This window comes from Aquimarina celericrescens (assembly GCF_042682765.1).
Lineage (GTDB): Bacteria > Bacteroidota > Bacteroidia > Flavobacteriales > Flavobacteriaceae > Aquimarina > Aquimarina celericrescens.
Genome location: NZ_JBHUHY010000011.1, coordinates 88,186 through 108,588, shown reverse-complemented (window position 1 = coordinate 108,588; position 20,403 = coordinate 88,186). Strand labels below are relative to the sequence as shown.

11 protein-coding genes are annotated in these 20,403 nt (G+C 33.4%); 4 read left to right on the top strand and 7 right to left on the bottom strand.

The genetic code is table 11. The features are described from left to right. Positions 1-14: 14 nt before the first annotated feature. Together ACFSJT_RS11285 and ACFSJT_RS11280 are read right to left on the bottom strand one after the other, a co-directional pair. Positions 15-1,136: a PQQ-dependent sugar dehydrogenase gene (locus ACFSJT_RS11285; RefSeq protein ID WP_378320368.1), complete on the bottom strand. Its 1,122-nt coding sequence runs from the start codon at positions 1,134-1,136 to the stop codon at positions 15-17. Between the two features lie 267 nt (positions 1,137-1,403). Then, on the bottom strand, positions 1,404-3,683 hold the full coding sequence (locus tag ACFSJT_RS11280; RefSeq protein ID WP_378320367.1) for a TonB-dependent receptor domain-containing protein: 2,280 nt from the start codon (positions 3,681-3,683) through the stop codon (positions 1,404-1,406). A 306-nt stretch (positions 3,684-3,989) separates the two neighbouring features. On the opposite strand from ACFSJT_RS11280, the gene ACFSJT_RS11275 reads away from it, so the two are divergent. The 3 genes from ACFSJT_RS11275 to ACFSJT_RS11265 are packed head-to-tail and all read left to right on the top strand — an operon-like array spanning position 3,990 to position 11,196. Beyond that, the gene (locus ACFSJT_RS11275) at positions 3,990-7,268 is read left to right on the top strand and encodes a tetratricopeptide repeat protein (RefSeq protein ID WP_378320366.1); all 3,279 of its coding nucleotides are present in this window, start codon (positions 3,990-3,992) and stop codon (positions 7,266-7,268) included. 9 nt (positions 7,269-7,277) lie between these two features. Continuing rightward, positions 7,278-9,209 carry a DUF3857 domain-containing protein gene (locus ACFSJT_RS11270; protein ID WP_378320365.1) on the top strand — a complete coding sequence of 644 codons (1,932 nt, stop codon included), beginning with the start codon at positions 7,278-7,280 and terminating at the stop codon, positions 9,207-9,209. Between the two features lie 10 nt (positions 9,210-9,219). Beyond that, positions 9,220-11,196, top strand: coding sequence for a DUF3857 domain-containing protein (locus ACFSJT_RS11265; RefSeq protein ID WP_378320364.1), 1,977 nt, complete (start codon positions 9,220-9,222; stop codon positions 11,194-11,196). A 165-nt stretch (positions 11,197-11,361) separates the two neighbouring features. Here ACFSJT_RS11265 and ACFSJT_RS11260 read toward each other — a convergent pair whose 3' ends face one another. The 3 genes from ACFSJT_RS11260 to ACFSJT_RS11250 form a co-directional block, all read right to left on the bottom strand. Further along, a complete protein-coding gene (locus tag ACFSJT_RS11260; RefSeq protein ID WP_378320363.1) occupies positions 11,362-11,733 on the bottom strand; it encodes a DUF2237 family protein in 372 nt (123 codons plus the stop codon). Between the two features lie 84 nt (positions 11,734-11,817). Next, entirely contained in the window at positions 11,818-12,249 is a 432-nt protein-coding gene (locus ACFSJT_RS11255) for a hypothetical protein (RefSeq protein WP_378320362.1), read from the bottom strand. Positions 12,250-12,387: 138 nt separating this feature from the next. Beyond that, complete coding sequence (locus tag ACFSJT_RS11250; RefSeq protein ID WP_378320361.1) at positions 12,388-12,612, bottom strand: hypothetical protein; 225 nt, start codon at positions 12,610-12,612, stop codon at positions 12,388-12,390. A gap of 491 nt (positions 12,613-13,103) precedes the next feature. Between ACFSJT_RS11250 and ACFSJT_RS11245 the strand changes: the two genes are divergently transcribed. After that, positions 13,104-15,281: an acylase gene (locus tag ACFSJT_RS11245; RefSeq protein ID WP_378320360.1), complete on the top strand. Its 2,178-nt coding sequence runs from the start codon at positions 13,104-13,106 to the stop codon at positions 15,279-15,281. Between the two features lie 91 nt (positions 15,282-15,372). Here the strand turns inward: ACFSJT_RS11245 and ACFSJT_RS11240 are convergent, their stop codons facing one another. Next, positions 15,373-17,160: a M1 family metallopeptidase gene (locus ACFSJT_RS11240; protein WP_378320359.1), complete on the bottom strand. Its 1,788-nt coding sequence runs from the start codon at positions 17,158-17,160 to the stop codon at positions 15,373-15,375. 177 nt (positions 17,161-17,337) lie between these two features. After that, positions 17,338-20,361, bottom strand: coding sequence for a WD40/YVTN/BNR-like repeat-containing protein (locus tag ACFSJT_RS11235; RefSeq protein ID WP_378320358.1), 3,024 nt, complete (start codon positions 20,359-20,361; stop codon positions 17,338-17,340). Positions 20,362-20,403: the final 42 nt, after the last annotated feature.

Below are 20,403 nucleotides of genomic sequence, written 5' to 3'. Positions count from 1 at the left end.
TTTATATAAAACTGTTATTTAGCTTCTGGTATTATTTTCACTATACCTTTGTTTTCTACAGCTACATAGATAAAGCCATCTGGCCCTTGTCTCACATTTCTAACGCGTCCTATGTCTTCTAATAGTTTTTTTCTACCAGTTACTTTGTCATTAGTTAGCTCCACCAATTCTAAATACTGAAATTTTAGTGAACCAACAAGCAAATCGTTTTTCCATTCAGGATATTTATCACTGGTAACAAAATCCATCCCACTTGGAGCGATAGAAGGTACCCAATAATAAAGGGGCTGTTCCATACCTTGTTTTTGGGTCATATCTGTGATTTGAGTTCCACTGTAATTGATACCGTATGTAATTACGGGCCATCCATAATTAACTCCTTTTTTGATGGGATTGATCTCATCGCCCCCTCGAGGACCATGTTCATGCACCCATATCGTACCATCTGGGTGTATAGCCATACCTTGCGGATTGCGATGCCCGTAAGAAAATATTGCTTTTTTAGCATTTTTTTCATTTACGAACGGATTGTTTTTTGGGATACTACCGTCATCATGTAAGCGGTAAATTTTACCACCATCTCTAGTGATATCTTGTGGATTTACATCTCGATTTCCTCTATCTCCAATACAGAAATACAAAAACCCATCATTGTCAAATTCTATTCGAGATCCAAAATGATGTCCTTTAGTAGTATTGGGAGTCCCCTTATATAATTTCTCTATATTCGTTAATCGATTGTTTTCTAATTTGGCTCTTATTAAAGCAGTATTACCACCTTTTTCTGTGCCTTCTTTAGAAGAATAAGTAATGTAGATCCAACCATTTTCTTTATATTTTGGATGTAATTCTATGTCTAATAAACCTCCCTGATTTCTATTGTATACTTCGGGAACATTGCCTATAAAAGTTTTATTTCCATCCTTAAAATGAATAAGTTCCCCACTTTTTTCTGTAATAAGCATGCTTCCGTCGGGTAACCATGTCATTCCCCATGGAATTTGTAATTCTGGAACAACCAGTTCTGTTGTATAATTTTTTGGATCGGCTTCAAGCGCAATGTCATTTTCCTTTGTTTCTTGAGCACAGGCTGAAAACACTGTCGCCAAAAGAATTAAAAATGAAGATAATTTCATGCATTTAAATGTTTTTAATTAATTGAAAATAAATAAATTAAAAAATTAAGAACGTATGTAATCGCTACGCTCTCACATTAAAAATTTTAAACATTTCCTTTTGTGAAGAAACTTTTAAAATTTATTAATGTTCGTTTCATCTGATTATTTTTTAGTTGACAAAGAGAATTTGCATAGTACTTGTTTCAACTAAAATTGAAATTAGTAGTTACATCTATTTCTTGTACAAATTTTCATTCTATCAGGAAAAATACGATAAAATATTATTTATAATCTATAATTTATGTTAATCCCTCCATAGATATTGAAAGGTAATCCGGGATAAAAATATCTGGGAGCATTTCCTCCGAATCCCCTGGCATTGATCTGAACTTGAGATGCGTATTTTGTATCTAAGATGTTGTTAGCTCCTAGAAAAATATTATAAAAAAGATGTTTTCCTAAGCTATTCTTAAAACCAATTTTACCATGTAATAGTTCATAGGAATTACTAAAAACAGAGTTGGCATCATTGACGGGAATTTTTCCAACGGTTTGAAAATTAAGATTTCCGTAAAAACCTTTTTCAGATAGAAAATCAAGACCCAAATTTATTACTTCTGAAGGCACACCGGTAAGATCGTTCCCAGAAAAATCATCATCCAGATCTACAAATTCGTCGAATGTATAGTCGTGAATAGAAACATTTATGAAGAAATTCAATTGGTAAGGTATTCTTTTAATCACGGTATAGTTTATTTCTGCTTCTAGACCATTATGAGTAGTTTTTCCAGCATTAACAGCAAAAAAATTATCTTCTGTAGTTCTTCTCGAAACCAATAGATCACTAACTCTAAGAGTATAAAGGGATAATGAACCTCTCAATTTATTAAAGAAAGTGTATCGAGTTCCTATTTCATAATTCCAGCCAATTTCTGGTTTGATATCTGGGTTAAAAATACCATCAGGCAACAACGTTTCTGCTGTAGTAGGTGTAGAGAAACCATGTGCTATGTTTCCAAATAGAATAATACTTTGATTGAGTTCGAAATTAACTCCAAACTTAGGCGAAAATATAGGGTCGAAATCATATTGGCCAGAACTATCTTCACCATCAGAAAGAAATCGATCTTCAATATCAAAAAAGGTTTGGTTAAGGTGAAGTCCTAAATTGAATCGAAGTTTTTTATTAAAGATATAGTTAGCCTCACCAAAAAGATTATAGTAATAACGTTTTTCGTCAAGATTAGAAAGTTGATCGCCTTTTACACTCCCAGTGCCCACCGGAAAGTCTTCATAAAGATTTTGAAAAGTTTTTCCGTTGTAGGTGTCAAAAAATAGTTCTCCGCCAAGAGTCCAATTCAATTCTTTTTGTAACAACTTACTATTACTTAGTACCCTAGTTCGAATTCCTACAGTTTTGGTACTCTCGTCTAGAATATTAAAAGGTCGAGGCTCATCGTTATTTCTGAAAGAAGTAAAAACACTAGTATTTTGAGTAAGTTTTTTAGTATAGCTATGTTTCCAGGAGATTCCCAGTATTCCGTAGTGTACCTCTTCAAACGCTTGAGATCGTCCCCAGGTAAATGCAGCTTGTCTTGGATCTGTATCATAATCTTCTTGATTCAAAGAACTCGGGATCCCCGCTTCAAGATGAACGTAATTTGCCAATATTGAAAAGTGGTTTTTCTTTCCCAAATCAAAACCTGAGGTAAGTGTTACTGTGTTTCGATCATATGTATTGTTATCTCTATATCCATCGGTGTGAGTATTACTATAAAGAATAGTTAAACTAGAATTTTCTTCGCTTACAGAAGCTTTGGCAAGAATTCTACGCAATCCATAACTTCCAAAAGTAGACGATAGATAGCCTCTTTTAGAATTATCCATGTTGTACTGTGGTTTTAGTAATATTGTTCCTCCTAATCCCACACCATAACTACTGGAAGAAGGTCCTTTATGTATCTCTATGTCTGATAATGCTGCGAGTTCTAAATCCTCTATCGAGGATTCTCCATTTCCGTCGGTTAGCGGAATATCACCAAAATAGGCTCTTATATTTGCTGTGCCGAATAGATTTCGGGCTCCTATACCTCTAATTGTGATTCGATTGGTATTTGGGGTTCCACTTTGCATAAATACACCAGGGGCACGATTAAGAATTGGATGCAATTCCAAAGGATTTCCACGGTTTATATCTTCAGAAGAAAGTAATGATACTGATTCAGGTGATTTTTTATATTGATCAGGAATAGAAAGGTCATTGATGATTACTTCTTCCAGATTGGTTATTTTTTGAGTCAGAGTAATTGTAATTTGATCACTTTTGGTAATTAGTATATACTCCATAAAATAGCCTTCTTTAGAAACTTCAATATTGCCTAAAGTAGTGATGGTAAAAGAGCCTGTTGCGTCAGTAAATACCTCCTTTTCAGAAGTTTTATCAATAATTCTTACATTTTCTACAGGAGCATTATTCGAATTATCTAAAACGATTCCCGTAATTTGAAATTGTGGGAATACCGTAAAAGTTGATGCTAAAGCAAAGAGTAATAGGATTCTTTTCAAGATTTGTTTTTGGCCAAATATCGGAAACTAAAGATAAATGGTTATAAAAATCATGATTGTGTTGATAAAAATTTATGAGTTTCACTTATCTATATTTGTTGTTTTTTAGTTATCACACTTTGACTTTGCTTAGTGTAGGTATGGAATCGCCATTAATCATTCAAGTAGATATTAGCTTTGTTGTTATGGCTCATTTGGTAATTTTATTTTATGTTTGTATAACTCAAACGTAACTCAGAAACATAATAAAAGGTTAAAAATTATCGTTTCTTTACACACTTCGTCTACTCAACTTTAATTCGTTTTATGAAAAAAACAATGCTATTTGTGACGTTAATGGCGTCTACTCTTTTTTATGCTCAAGAAAAAATTGAGTATATCAACTACGACAATCTCATAGATAAAATTTCTGAGTTGGAAGAAAAACAAGAATATTCTAAAATGGTTGAATATCTTGATAAAATTAATCCAAATGACTCATTGTATGAGTCTACACTGGTAACAAAATCATATTATCTTCTTGAGCAAAAAAAATATGAGGATGCAATAAAGGTGACCAACAAAGGATTAAAAATTGTAGACGGTGAAGAAAGGTATTCATTTCTTCTTAATAAAGGGGTTGCATTTCTCAGATCAGAGCGTTTCGAAGAAGCACTGAAGCTATATGATGAAGCTATTAAAGAGTTTCCAAAAAATCATATACTTTTCTATAATAAAGCTATAATTTATGAGAAGCTAGAAAAACCTGGAGAGGCTATCAAAAACTATATTCAGGCCATTACTCTTAATCCTTTTTATGCAGATAGCCATTTGCAGTTAGGTAAAATCTGCTATTTAGAAAAGAAGATCAGTCAGGCTTTAATGGCGCTGGATATGTATCTTTTGTTACATCCAGATGGAGAAAAATCATTTAGCATGTTAAGTTCTTTGAATACTTCTGTGTCAAAGCAAAATGAGGCCAAACCCAAAGGGTTTATAATATCACCAGATGATGAAACATTTGAGGATATCGATTTAATAATTAATAATAGAATTGCTCTTAATACGAACTACAAAATCAAGAATAAGATCAAAATTGCATTAACGAAACAAAATCATGCACTTTTTGAGCAGTTAGAAGATTATGAGGGTAATGATGGTTTTTGGGATAAAAAATATGTTCCCTTTTACCAGTGGATTTTTGAGAATGATCATTTTGACAACTTTACATACACCATTTCTTATTCTATACAGAATCCAGAGTTCAAGAAAATTATTGATAAAAACACTTCAGAAATTGAAACGTTCATCGATTTGGCGTACAGCAAATGGGAAGAAGTAATGAGTGTGAATAATAAACAGGTGTTTGAAGGTAAAAATCAAATGGTATCGCATGTATTTGATGAATATACATTGCAAGCTGTCGGCATAAGCAAAGAAGGGAAAAAAATTGGGAATTGGGAAATTTACAACGAGCAAGGAAGACTTACCGGGAAAGGTAAATTTGATGAAAAAGGAAAAAGAATAGGAGAATGGATATGGTATAATGATCAAGGTAAAATTTCTGATAGAGAAAGCTATACCAATGGATTAATCAACGGGAAATATACTTCTTATTATGATGATGGAAGGATAAAAACAGAATGTTATTACAAAGATGGAACACTAGATGGTGAATATAAAACGTACAATGACAAAGGAGCGTTGGTTGAGAAAAAAGTATTCTCTAATGATAAACTCGATGGCACATATAATTCTTACTATCCACTAGGCGAATTTACACCAAAGTACCAATTAAACTACAAAAATGGCGATCCAGATGGAGAATTAGTACAGTACCACCCAAACGGAAAAGTTTTCAAAAAGAGAACCTATATAAACGGTAAAATCAATGGAACCGAGCAAGAGTATTTTAATAATGGCGTGCTAAAAGCAGAGCGTAATTATGTTGAGGGACTTTATGAAGGAGCGTATATAACTTATCATAAAAATGGCACGAAATCTGAAGTAGGAACTGCATCGAAAGGATATTACGACGGCAACTGGAAAGTATATTATCCCGACGAGACCATTATGAAGGAGTTTACTTATAATATTGGAGAATTAGATGGTATTTATAAAGAGTACGATATCGATGGAAAGTTGCATAATGAGTTTGTTTACAGAAATAATGAGTTTATCGCATATACATACTTTAAAAAGACTGGAGAAATTATAAAAGAGGGAAAAAAGAAAAAAGGAACGTTTTATTATCAGGGGTATTCTCCTTTGGGCGATATGGAAACAGAGGGCATGTATGATGTAAAAGGAGGAAAGAAAGACGAATGGAAATATTATGAAGACGGAGTTTTGGTAGATAAGGGAACATATACAGATAATATGTTACAAGATAAATATTATGAGTTCTACAAATCTGGTAAAAAAAAGGCTGTTACCGAATATAAAAATGATTCTCTAGTAGGATATTATGTTCAATATTATAAAAATGGAAACATAGCCAGACAAGGTTGGCATAAGGATGATGCTAGTCAAGGTACTTGGATTTCTTATTATAATGATGGTAAATTGAAAGAGAAGAATTTTTATCATAAAGGGCGATTGCATGGTATTCAGGAATCATATAGTGTTGAAGGTAAGTTATTTTCGACCATGGTTTATAAGTTTGGGGAGTTAGTTTCAGAAATAGTTCATAGACCAGATGGCAGCAAATTTCAGGAAATAAAATACAATCAGGAGGAAAAAGAATATACCATATCTGTAAATCATTATAACGGTAAAATACGGTCGTCTACCGACTATCTTTATGGTATTAAGCATGGAAATTATGAGAGATATAATTTTGAAGGAAATAAAATTATTGAAGGAACATATTTCAACGGTAAATTTCATGGTACCTGGACATGGTATTTTGACAATGGTCAGATCAGTATGCAAGGAGACTATGATCAGGGTGAAGCTACAGGAGAATGGAAAGAATATTATGAGGATGGACAATTAGAAAAAAAATATAATTTTGAATATGGAGAAATGCACGGTATTTCTAAAACATATACCGAGGAAGGCAGCCTTACTAGAACAATTCAATACAAGAATGGTAAAATTCATGGAGAGAGAAGATTTTTTAGCCCTGAAGGTAAATTGCAGTTGATAAGATATTATCATAATGATAAAATTATAGGGTATAGCTATAATGATGAAACCGGAAAACTGAAGCCAATGATTGCTCTAGAAAATTTTACAGGACCTGTTAAAGCTTACTTCGATAATGGAAAACCATCTATTGAAATGGAGTTTAAAAATGGCATATTCGTCAATGAATTCAAGGCATACTATTATTCAGGTCAATTAGAACGACATGCAAACTATAAGAATGGGGATAACCATGGTACCTATACTTTTTATTATCCAAATGGCTCTCTTAAGAAGGAAATAAGTTATAATTACAATCTTTTACATGGTAAATACAAGAAATACCATACCAATGGTAAACTAAAAGAAGAGAGAAACTACGTACACGATAGTCGTAGTGGAGCAACTCAATATTTTGATGAAAATGGGGAGCTTGTTATAGAACAATTGTATTTTAACGATATTCGAGAAAAGTAAACAATGATTATGAAGAAGATCTTAATTATTCTAGGGATGATCTTGCTGTCGCCCATTTATGTTAAAGCACAAAAATCACCGGTATACGAATTGTACAAAACAAAATATCCTAATGCTCATGCAGTTAGGTTGTTAGAAGAAAGAAAAATCGATATTAGTTTAAAAGACGATGAGATTTTAATCACTCAGGATATCTTAGAAGAAGATTTATATTTAGATCAAGCTGCTACTTATGGTTCCAAAAGATCAATTAATTACTCTTCATTTTTTGATATTGAGTCTTTAGAAGCTTCTTCGCTACTATACGAAAATGGTAAATATAATGAGTTAGAGGTTAAGGATTTTGTAGAAAAAGATGAAATGGATCGATCTTTTTATGATGATAGTAAGTCAATCAACTTTATTTATCCAGGTTTACAACCAGGAGCCAAATCAAAGCTTAAATATAGAGAAAGAATCAAAAACCCAAGGTTTTTGAACTCGTTTTATTTTGCTGATTTCAAACCTATTGTAAAGAGTAAGGTCACCATAAGTGTGGATAAAGATATTTCACTTAAGTTTAAAGAATTTAATACTAGCGGAGTAGATATCAATTTTACCGAAAAAGAAAAAAGAGGAAAGAATATTTATACATGGGAGGCTAACAATATTGATGAATATAATTTGGACTCTGGTGCGCCTAATTTTAGAAATACCTTTCCTCATATCATACCAATAATAACAGAATATAAGACAGAAGGGAAAAATGTAAAACTGCTAGAAAATGTTACCGATTTATACAATTGGTATTACTCCTTGGTTAAAAATATTAACACAGAAGAAGCTGATGAAGAACTTAAGAAAATAGTAACTATTCTGACTCAGAATAAGAAAACCGATTTAGAAAAGGTAAAGGCCATTTATTATTGGGTTCAAGAGAACATAAAGTATATAGCTTTTGAGTATGCTTTGGGTGGTTTTATACCACGAGAAGCAAATGATGTTTTTAATAAGAAATACGGCGATTGTAAGGATAACTCCAGTATTCTTTACAAAATGCTTGATATAGCAGGTTTAACCGGTAATCTTACCTGGATCGGAACAAGAAGTATTCCCTATAAATATAATGATGTACCTACACCAGCAGTAGATAATCATATGATATTGACTTATATGGATGGAGAAGATATGTATTTTTTGGATGCCACAGGCCGATACATTCCTATAGATATGCCTTCGTCTTTCATCCAGGGAAAAGAAGCGTTGATTTCTATTAGTGAGAAAGACTTTCTAATTAAAGAAGTCCCTATTGTAGATTCACAACGAAACACAATAATAGACTCTACTTTTATAAAGATTGAAGATAATGTTATAAAAGGTTTAGGGAATTTCAAATTATCAGGATATCCTAAGATAGATTTTTTTAATGCTTTAGAGGCACAGAAAAATGAAAAGGATGTAAAGGATATGTATATACGTGAATTTAGAAAAGGAAACAATAAATTTTTGGTAGATGATTTCAAAGAAATAAACAAATATCATTATGACAAGGATTTTATAGTTGAGTATACATTTAATATCAAAGATTATGTAAATAGTCTTGAAGATGAAACATTTGTCAATCTAAACCTGCGTAGAAATCTAAGTGAGTTTAAATCAAAAGCCGATCGTAAAAATGATAAAGAATATCGTTATAAGTCTAATGAAAAACTCATTACTGTACTAGAGATCCCAGAAGACAAAGTAGTTGAATATATTCCATCGAATTTTAATATATCTAATGACCTTTTTAGTTGCTCCATAACTTATACTCAACAAAAAAACAGGATCATCTATGAATTTAATATCGATCAGAAATTTATACTTCTTACACTCGAACAGCAAAAAGAACTAAATAAGCTTATTAAGAAAGTAGAAAAAAACTTTAAGGAAGTCATCATTTTAAAAAATAAAAATAATTAAAAAATAACAAATGAAATTATTGAGGCCAATTATATGTGTACTTAGCTTACTAACAGCCAATATTTTTGCTCAAGAAAAACCTTATCATGAAGGATACGATTGGGAAGAAAATCCTATAGCAGCTATTGACTTAGAAAAATTCAAAAATGAAGATATAGTAGCCTTCAAAGACAAAAGAGCAAATGAATTCTTCTTTATAAATAATGATGCATTGGTTGAGTATTCTTTAATTCATAAGATTTATTGGTTAAATTCTAACGATAAGATAGAAGAATACAATAAAGTATATCTTCCATATTCTGAAGGTTCAGAGATTGTTAAAAATAAGGCAAGGGTGATTACCAAAGATGGTAAAATAAAAGAATTGGATGATTCAAAGATTTTAACAGCAAAGGACGACGAAACCAAAAGAACATATAAATATTATGCCCTCGAAGGGGTAGAAAAAGGAAGTTTCATTGAGTATTATTATGTCGTTAAAAAATATCCAGATTATACAGGGAACAAAATAACATTACAATCTGATTTTGATAAGCAAGATGTTGATTTTGATTTGTTTGCTCCCACAAATTTGATTTTCACCTCAAAAAGTTATAATGGTCTTTCAGAATTGACAAAGGATACATTAGACACAAAGAAAAATCATTGGAAACTGCATCTTGATAATCTTGAAGGATTGGAAGAAGAGGAGCAAGCTCCTTATGATGCATCACGTAAATATTTGATTTATAAATTAAAAAATAATACAGCAAATCCTTCAAGTGAGATTGTTTCTTATAGTATTGTTTCTCAGAACATTTATAATTCTTTATATCCTGAAATTGAAAATAAAAAAAGCGACAAGATAAATAAGTTTATAAAATCAATTGAAGGTGCAAATGAGGAGGATCTTACCATAAAGATTAGAGCGATTGAAAATTATATTAAAACTAATGTATATCTTACAGAGATAAAGCGTAAAGATCTTGAGGATTTGGCAAGCATCATAGCTAATAAAGTTGCTAGCGAATCGGGAGTTGTAAAACTATATGCTGCTATTTTTAACGCTTTAGGCATTAAACATCAAATTGTTTTTACTAGTGACAGAAGAGAACTAAAGTTCGATAAATCATTTGAAGCATATAACTTTTTACAAGAGTATTTGATTTATTTTCCTAAAATCAAATTATATATGGCTCCGACCAAATTAGAATCCAGACTTGGCTTTCCTCCTGGTTATCTTACCGATAATTATGGGCTTTTTATAAAACAAGTAACACTGGGAGGTTTTACTTCTGGAGTAGGTAGTGTAAAGTATATTAAACCAGTAAATTATGATAAAACCAATTATAATTTGGTAATGAATGTAAACTTTGATAGTGAAGACCTTACCATAACAAATCTAAAAATGGATCGCACTATGGATGGTTATTATGCCGTTTTCGTTCAGCCATTTATGGACATCGCAAAAGAAGAGGATAAGAATGAAATGGCAGAAGGAATCATTAAATCTATCAATGAAAATGTAGAAATCATAGAAAAGAAAATGTTCAATGATTCTTCCAAAGATTTTGGAAATAAGCCATTACAAATTATTGCAGATTTAAAGTCTGAAGAATTTGTAGAAAAAGCTGGGAATAAATATTTATTTAAAGTAGGAGAGCTTTTAGGTCCTCAACAAGAGATGTATCAAAAGAAGGCCCGCAAGCTCCCTGTAGAAAATGAATTCGAAAGAAGCTATGATAGAAAGATTATTGTCGATATTCCCGAAGGATATCATTTTAAGAATCTCGATAATATCAACATGGACGAATCGTATACGAAAGATGACGAAGAATTATTTATGTTTAAGTCTACTTATAAATTAAAAGATAACCAACTGGTTATTGCCATTAAAGAATATTATAATAAAAATATTATCGAAGTCCCTATTTATGAAGAATACAGAACCGTTATTAATAGTGCTGCTAACTTCAATAAAGTAACACTTATATTAGAGAAGAAATAAAAATGAAGAAATAAATTTGGTATTTATAAAAGAGGTGAGGCGATAAAGTCCACCTTTTTTGTTTATACTAAAAGCTATATTTTTAAAGACATAGAAATCCATCCTGGATCATAAAAAAAACTGGTATTGATTGTGTCTGTTTAATTCAATATTGGTGAATTACACCTAGTTCGTAGTATACTCATATTCTTTTAGAATTGCGATACTCGTATATTGTAAAGCTTTTTGATGGGTGGCTTCGAGAATAACTAGAGGTGCTTTCCCTGCTTTTTTGGCTTCTAACCATCTTGATACACATAAACACCACTTGTCTCCTGGTGAAAGTCCTGGGAAATTCCAATGCGGAATAGGAGTAGAGAGGTCATTTCCCAGCGATTTTGTATAGGTTAAGAATTCTTCAGTTACAACAGCGCAAACAATATGAGTTCCAGTATCCTGTTTAGTGGTTCGACAGTATCCATCTCTGAAATAACCTGTCAACGGATTTTGGCAACAGGATTTTAAAGGAGTACCCAGTACATTGAGTTCTGTTTTCATTTTAGCTTCAGGAGTTTGTAGTACAAGGTTATAAGTAAGGCAAAAAAAGCTTGGTCAAATAGAGATTAATGTGGGTTTTTTTAGCTAAATCGTATCTACGTGTGGAAATCTGTAGTCATATTCAGTTTTAAGCCTGGTGAGCTTTTGAAAGAAAGATTGATTTTCTTTGTGGGTGCGATTGTTTTTAAAATGTACAAATTTACCTTGGGCGTGGATACTCATGCCGTTGGTTTTATACATATAAAACTGATAATAAGGGATAACCCAAACAAAATTTCTTAGTCCTTTATTAATCGCTACTAAAATGCCATTGGGTCGCAACTCTATACTACCATAACTTAAATCAGAAACCGTATTTAAATATTTACTCAAATTAGGACTGACCTCATCAATGATCATTCTCTTAGAACCAATTCCTTTCATTTTAAATGCTTGATAAAGCGAAAATGGTTTACCGACTAGGTCATTAATAATTTTCTTGATTTCTTTGCTATTATATGTTGTTTCTAAAACCATTTAATCGCTATGCGTTTTTAAAAAATACCCAACCTCGATAACAGGCAGCAAAGTATTCTCTTCGGTTAACTAATTGATCTTTTTACTAACCTAATTCCTTATTAATCCCTACACTATATCCAATAGAAACGATCAAATTTAAGTAAGATCAGGCATTCCTTTAAGTCTTTTTTCTATTCTTCTTTTCTTTTCTGTAAGACGTTTCATTAAATCCATAAGTTCTGCGTCTTTAGTTTCTTTATAAATCTCATTAATACGTAGTACAAGAGACTTGGCTTCTCTTGAAGCGGCTACTCTGTCACTAGTACTCATATTACTCATTTTCCTATTTTCAAATTCTAATACTTCTTCAATTAATTTCATTCTTTACTGTAATTTATTGGTATAAATATACAATTTGTTTAACTAATAATCAATACAGTTAAACAAAAATTAACTTCTTTTTAAATCTTAGTAATTTTTTATAAATCAGTAGATTATGTGTATTTACTTTTTTTTGGTCGGGGTTAGCAGAATTATTGACTTGATCAACATATTTTGAAAATCAAAAAGTCACATCCTGATAAAGCTGGATAGCTAATTAAAATGACAATTTATTTGATACTAACTTTTGTTTTATTAGCACAAACATAAAAGACTTCAATATATAATTGTTCAGTTTACTTCATTATGGTGGAAAGAATATACAATCGTCTAGTAAAGATATGTAATTGGATCAATACCTTAAAACAACTATATTGGTATGCCTTACTTTAAAAAATTGGAATGGTACATCTTACAAGATCTTAAATAGTTTTGTTTGTAAAAAAATTGCAGAATATATATGTTTATTTTCGATTAAACTTCTGATACTTATGAAATACATTTATTTTATTTTAATTCTAGTAGTGACTGCTTGTACCAAAGAATCACAAACAGAATTATCACGTTGGGAAACTCGAAGTGCCAATACCGAGATTATTAGAGATGATTTCGGAGTCCCTCATATTTATGGAAAAACTGATGCAGACGCTGTGTTTGGTCTATTATATGCTCAATGTGAAGATGATTTTAATCGTGTTGAAAGAAATTATATTTGGGCTATCGGTCGACTGGCTGAGGTGGAAGGAGAAGAAGCACTTTATAGTGACCTTAGAGCAAGATTATTTATGACCAAAGAGGAAGCTATACAGCGCTATGAGACTAGTCCCGAATGGTTAAAAAAACTTTGCGTAGCCTTTGCAGACGGAATCAATTATTACTTGTATAAACATCCAGAAGTTAAGCCAAAATTATTGACACATTTTGAGCCCTGGATGCCGATGTATTTTAGTGAAGGATCTATAGGAGGAGACATCGAACGTATATCTACAAAAGATATTCAGAAATTTTATGAAAAAGAACCCTCATCGGTTTTAGCAAATAAAATTAATGATGGGCTCATACGCCTTGCAGATAATGAGCCAAGAGGTTCTAATGGATTTGCTATTTCAGGAAAATTAACAGCATCAGGCGATGCTATGCTATTAATTAATCCCCACACCTCATTTTTCTTTCGTGGAGAAGTACATATGGTAAGTGAAGAAGGCTTAAATGCTTATGGAGCTGTTACCTGGGGACAATTTTTTGTCTATCAAGGATTCAACGAAAAAACGGGGTGGATGCATACTTCAACATATACCGATGTCATAGATAGTTTTATCGAAACTATTGTAAAGAATGAAAATGGATTGAAATATAAATATGGTGATGAACTTCGACCTGTTAAGACATTGGATGTTACCCTTAAATATAAAGAAGATGGAGTAATTAAAGAACGTAACTTTCCTGTGTATCGAACACATCACGGTCCAATCACTCATGCAATTGATAAAAAATGGGTAGCAACGGCGATGATGTGGGATCCTGTAAAAGCCTTAACCCAGTCTTTTACTAGGACAAAATTAAATGGACATAAAGAGTTTAGAGAAATGATGAATATACGAACAAACTCTTCCAATAATACCGTATACGCTGATGCAGAAGGAAATATAGCCTATTACCATGGTAACTTTATTCCGATAAGAAATGTAAAATATGACTATACGATGCCAGTAGATGGTAGTGACCCATCTACCGATTGGAAAGGATTACATACGGTAGATGAATCTATCACGGTGTTTAACCCTCCTAATGGATGGATACAAAACTGTAATTCTACACCTTTTACAAGTGCTGCAGAATACAGTCCAAAAGCTGAAGATTACCCCAGATATATGTCACGAAATCATGAAAATTTTCGTGGTGTGCATGCAATACGATTATTAGAAAAAACTAAGGGATTAACTTTGGATAAATTGATTGATCTGGCCTATGATCCCTATTTACCGGCATTTGAAGTATTGATTCCGGGACTGATTGCTGCATATGATACATCTTCGAACCTTGATCAATCTTTAAATGAACCTATTGAAGTATTAAGAAATTGGGATTTTGCGGTGTCCGAAGAATCCGTGGCTATGTCATTAGCTCATTATTATGGCACTCATTATTTACAAGAGGGGATAGCTCCTGAAAAACTCAGTTTTATGGAGCGGTTAAATTACTTTAGTGTAGCATCTCCAAAAGAAGAGCGAATTGCTATTTTTAAAAGAGCAGTAACCAAACTAACTGAAGACTTTGGTAGCTGGAATACTAAATGGGGCGATATTAACCGTTATCAAAGACTTAATGGAGCGATCAGGCAACCTTTTGATGATAATAAACCTAGCATTGGCGTAGGTTTGGCTTCAGGCAGATGGGGAGCGCTGGCATCATTTGGTGCTAGAGCTTATGAAGGTACCAAACGCATGTATGGGACATCAGGTAATAGCTTTGTTGCTGTGGTAGAATTTGGTGATAAGATAAAGGCAAAAAGTTTACTCGCTGGTGGTCAAAGCGGACATCCTGATTCTCCGCATTTTGACGATCAGGTTCAACGGTATGTGGACGTAAATTTTAAAGATGTCGCTTATTACAGAGAAGACGTAGCAAAAAGATCAAAAGCCGTTTATCATCCTGGTAAAGAGAAGTAATTCTTGTGTTATTAAGTTTGAAAACTTGTTATATAAAGCTAAACAATTCTCTACTCAATAAATACCACCTGATAAATGATCGATACAAACATTATTTGATTGTAAAGAGGATATTATCTCTTGGATTTGTATCAGGGATGTAATCATTCCCTAATTGTATTTTTTCAATTCCCTTCATTGTCTTGACTGTGAGGATCATGTTGTCTTTTTCTTGCCAAACCTTAGCAGAGTGATGAATATTTTGTGTTGTTTGATCTTTAAAAGTTATGGTTACGTCCAAAGGCACAGGAAGATCTCCTATTTTTTTTACAGTAATTTCATATACATTATTTCTTTCTTCTACTTGGGTAATACCCAAATCGGGATAACCGTTTTCAAAAAACCACTTTTTCCAAAACCAGTTTAAGTTTTGCTGAGATGTTGCATTTACATTGTAAAAAAAATCTAATGGAGTAGGATGTTTTCCTTTCCATGTTTCTATATAAGTGGCCAAACATTTCTTGAATAATTCTTTCCCCAGTATATCTTGCAAAACATATAATCCTACAGCTGGTTTCATATAAAAATTGAAATAGGAAGTTCTGCCTTTTAGCATGGTAGATTTGGTAGTAGATGCAATATTCGTATTAGTGCTTGCATAGGAGCTCATATTTCTGGCATAACGTGTTAACCGATTTAATGAAGGTTCTTGTTTTTGCTGATACTCGTATGGGATCATTGCTGCAAATGCTTCATCCATCCAGGCATGTTCTGTTTCATTGGTCAATACGTAAAATGGAAAATAATTATGAGCAATTTCATGGGCAGTGACATCTACGGTTCGGCCTCTGTTATCGGCCGAGGGATCATTTGCAATCATAGGATACTCCATACCACTGGCTCCGTTGGTACCATTAAATATGGTCATCGTTGGAAAGGGGAAAGGGTATGGAATTTCGTTTGAAAAGTAACGAACAGATTTTTTTGCTAAAAGCGCTACTTCGGTAAAATCTTTAGACTCAATCGGATAGGCAGTTTCTATAAAAATAGTATTTCCGGAAACCCCCTTTAATGATGTTCCATCCCAAAGGAAATGATCGCTCACACCAAAAGCCACATCAGAAACATTATTCGCTTTAAACACCCATTTATTATGAGACGTTATATGTTTTTCTGACTTGTAATCGTCTGGATGTACTATCGAAATAATATCATCGCTTTTCTGAGCTAGTTTATATTTATTATATATGTTTGGTGATAATACTTTTTCTGCATTTTGCAGCAGTCCAGAACCCCAAACCAGATAGCCATCAGGTACTGTAATCGTATACTCATAATCACCGAGATCATAATAAAATTCCTGTCCCCCAGTATGTACATTTTTGTCCCAGCCATTGATATCATCGTACACTGCAATTTTTGGATACCACTGTCCCAGAAAGAAAGAAGTTTCATCTTTTGCCCCCATTCGGATATTACTTTTGGTAGGAATTGAAAAACTCCAGCTTAATTCAATATTAATCAATGCTGAAGGGAATATAGGTTGAGTAGGTTTTGCTAGTATAAGAGTTCCTTCTGTACTATAATCCGTAATAAGTTCGTCGCCAATTGTAAGCCGTTTGATCAAAACTCCAGAGTGAATATCATCTGGATGGACTGGGTCATCTCGACGACTTCCTTTTTTATACAAATTTTGAAAAACGTGAAAAACGATCTGATGGAGTGTATCCGGGCTATTGTTTTGGTACTTTATTATTTCGGTACCAATAAGTTCTTTTTTTTGAGGGATAACTTCTGCATTAATCGTGTATGAAGCAGTGTTTTGCCAGTATTGTGTGCCAGGTATTCCTTTGGTTGTTCGAGTTCCTCTTTTAATGGCATCAGAAAAACTCTTACTCATAGGTAATTTTTGTTGACTTACACCAACAAAAATTAAAAGAAACATAAAACTACAGCATAGTACCTTTTTATAGAACATTTTTAAATTTTTTAATCATTTAAGATTCATATACCTGATTCTAGGTGCATTTTTCATGAGCACTGTACCTGTAAATCTTAGTGCTGACAACGCTCAATATTATTCTAAATTCTTTTTGACCTTCGCAAATTCAACTTTTAAATGTTCAAAACGCATTTCGGCTTCTTTTCCAGGTAACTGATCTGCATTACCGATCATATGATACAAATACATAATCTGATCAACCAGCATTGGCTTTGGGTAAGCGCCATCATCATTTTTTAATTGTTTAAGTACTTTTTCTACTTTTTTTAATCTTTCTGATGATTGGTTCTTTTCTTTCAACTTAATCACTTCGGTTTCCAGAGTGTCTTGAAACTTACGTGCTGTTGTAAGAAGTTCGCTAATTTCTTGCTGCTTTTCAATTTGCAAAACTATATCTTCTTTGGATACCCCATTGGCTTTTACCCTGGGATCGATTAAAAGTTCAAATGTTTGTTCTATAACTTTAGTATTGGTGCTTAATCTAACGGTGTAAATTCCTGGAGCTGCAATGGGTCCATTTTGAAATCTTCTAGAAACCTCTTTTGCCCATGGGCCGGAATGTCTTAAGTTCCAATTAAAACGATTTAAACCAGGTGTGTTGCTCAACGATTTATCGACTAGATAAATGGTTTCATTGGTACTCATTGTACTTACAACATTTTCAATTAATTTTGGTTTGGTCGTATCACTAACATATGTCGCAATAATTATTTTATTAGCATTAAGAATATCTAGTTTTACACTAGTTTTATGATCTTTTGGTATATAATAATCAATAGCAACATTAGCTTGTGGATACACAGGAAATGTAGTTTGGCCATTACGTATCTTCGGGTAACGATATCTTATCGTATTATCCGGTTTAAATAACCAGGGAGAACTTCCTAGTTTATTGATTTCGGCTTGTCTTAACGAAGTGATATTATCCAATATCCAAAAAGAACGACCCATAGTACTTACAATAAGGTCACCACGATAAATTTTAATATCGGTTACCGGCGTAACCGGCAAATTTTGCTGAAATGATTGCCATTTTTTACCATCATCGAATGAAATAAACAATCCAAATTCTGTGCCCGCATACAATAGGCCTTCTCTTATAGGGTCTTCTCTTATTACCCGCGTTGGAAAATCAGTAGGAATACCATTACTGCCAGTGGTAATTAATTCCCAGGTTTTCCCATAATTCTCAGTTTTGTAAATATAGGGCTTTTCATCTCCCAATTGATATCGTAATATAGATACGTAGGCTTTTGCCGAATTATGAGAAGACGGCTCAACAGCATCAACCCGACCACCTTTTGGTAATTTAGATGGGGTAACATTTGTCCATGTTTTTCCTCCATCTTTAGTAAGTTGCACTAGGCCATCATTCGACCCTGTCCAAATTAATCCTTCTTTAATTTTAGATTCTCTGATAGCGTACAAGGTGCTATAATATTCTTCACCAGTAATGTCTCGGGTAATGGGGCTACCAGAAATAACTTGTTTATCTTCTTCGAATGCTGTTAAATCTGGTGAAATTGTTTGCCAGGTTAATCCCTCATCGGTCGTTTTGTGTAGATACTGTGAACCGTGATAGACGGTATTGGGGTTATGTGGTGATATATGAATAGGAGCTACTCGCTGAAAGCGATATCGTAAATCTTTTGGATTATGGCCATAGATATTGCTTGCACCAACATAGTATCCTTTTTCAACCCCTGTTCGTTTATCAAAAACATTAAAACGTCCCTTACAGTTTGAATATACTATAGAATGATTTCCAGGTTTGGGTACTGCAGGTCCAGTTTCGCATCCTCCGGTATTTATAATCCAGCCAACTCCGGTATTTTGGATGGCACTTGGCGCAAAACTTGGTACTGCGATAGTAGTATAATTATCCTGTTGACCGGCATACAACCAATACGGGTATTGGTCATCAACTTCTACCTGATAAAGTTCTGCTGTAGGTTGGTTAAACTGGCTTGACCATGTTTTACCCCCATTGTGAGTCACATTGGCACCACCATCATTGGATTGAATAAATAACTCAGGATTATCTGGATTGATCCAGATATCATGATTATCCCCATGTGGAGGCTTCATCTTAGTCCATGTTTTGCCCCCATCGATAGATTTTAACATTGGGTTTGCCATTGAATATACTATATCAGGGTTTTTAGGATCAACTTCAACGTTGGTATAATAAAAGGGTCTATTTACTAAACCTGCTTCATTTGATACCTGTACGAATGATTTGCCTTGATTTTCAGATTTATACAAACCCCCTTCTTTTCCCGGTGCCTCAATAATAGCATATAGGATACTTGAATCGACTGGTGACACTGCCAAATCTATCTTTCCTATTAATCCTTGAGGCAGGCCTTGACCTAGTTTTTTCCAGGTTTTTCCACCGTCTACTGATTTATAGATACCTCCTTCGCTAGCATCACCCCCAGAAACGATAGTCCATGGTTTGCGCTGAGCTTTCCATGCTGCTGCATAAACCACCTCAGGATTACCTGGCAATAATTCTAAATCAGCAAAGCCAACTTCATCAGAAATAAAAAGAACTTTTTCCCAAGAGACTCCACCGTCTATAGTTTTGTAAATACCACGTTCAGAGTTGGATTTAAATGCATTACCAATAGCTGCAACCCATACAATGTTATGATTTGTAGGATCTATTTCTACGGCACCTATATGTCCGGTATTTTTTAAACCTATATGCTGCCATGTTTTTCCTGCGTCAATTGATTTATACATTCCTTTGCCGGTAATAACGTTACTTCTGAGACCGTCAGAACCAGTACCAACATAAACAATATTAGCATCATGATGTGCTACGCCAATATCACCTATTGATGGCGTTGCGAAGTACCCATCAGAAACGTTCTTCCATGAGGTGCCATAATCTTCGGTTTTCCAAACTCCACCCCCTGAAGCTCCAAGATAAAAAGTTGAAGGTGTGGTTGGAGCCCCAGTAACTGCTGTTACACGACCACCTCTTCCGGGACCAACAGTTCTGTATTGCAATGCGCTAAAATTCTGTGCTATTATCTCTTGGGAACCTAAAAAGAGTAATAAACAAAAAATAATGTCATTTGTTATCCTCATAAATTTGTTTTTATGCTCGAGTTTATCATTAAATGGAATTGT

What these genes read in the sequence shown, in the direction of transcription:
- ACFSJT_RS11260 (WP_378320363.1), bottom strand. Translation starts at nt 11,733, where the DNA reads ATGAAAACAGAACTCAATGTACTGGGTACTCCTTTAAAATCCTGTTGC.
- ACFSJT_RS11270 (WP_378320365.1), top strand. Translation starts at nt 7,278, where the DNA reads ATGAAGAAGATCTTAATTATTCTAGGGATGATCTTGCTGTCGCCCATT.
- ACFSJT_RS11255 (WP_378320362.1), bottom strand. Translation starts at nt 12,249, where the DNA reads ATGGTTTTAGAAACAACATATAATAGCAAAGAAATCAAGAAAATTATT.
- ACFSJT_RS11265 (WP_378320364.1), top strand. Translation starts at nt 9,220, where the DNA reads ATGAAATTATTGAGGCCAATTATATGTGTACTTAGCTTACTAACAGCC.
- ACFSJT_RS11245 (WP_378320360.1), top strand. Translation starts at nt 13,104, where the DNA reads ATGAAATACATTTATTTTATTTTAATTCTAGTAGTGACTGCTTGTACC.
- ACFSJT_RS11235 (WP_378320358.1), bottom strand. Translation starts at nt 20,361, where the DNA reads ATGAGGATAACAAATGACATTATTTTTTGTTTATTACTCTTTTTAGGT.
- ACFSJT_RS11240 (WP_378320359.1), bottom strand. Translation starts at nt 17,160, where the DNA reads ATGAGTAAGAGTTTTTCTGATGCCATTAAAAGAGGAACTCGAACAACC.
- ACFSJT_RS11275 (WP_378320366.1), top strand. Translation starts at nt 3,990, where the DNA reads ATGAAAAAAACAATGCTATTTGTGACGTTAATGGCGTCTACTCTTTTT.
- ACFSJT_RS11285 (WP_378320368.1), bottom strand. Translation starts at nt 1,136, where the DNA reads ATGAAATTATCTTCATTTTTAATTCTTTTGGCGACAGTGTTTTCAGCC.
- ACFSJT_RS11250 (WP_378320361.1), bottom strand. Translation starts at nt 12,612, where the DNA reads ATGAAATTAATTGAAGAAGTATTAGAATTTGAAAATAGGAAAATGAGT.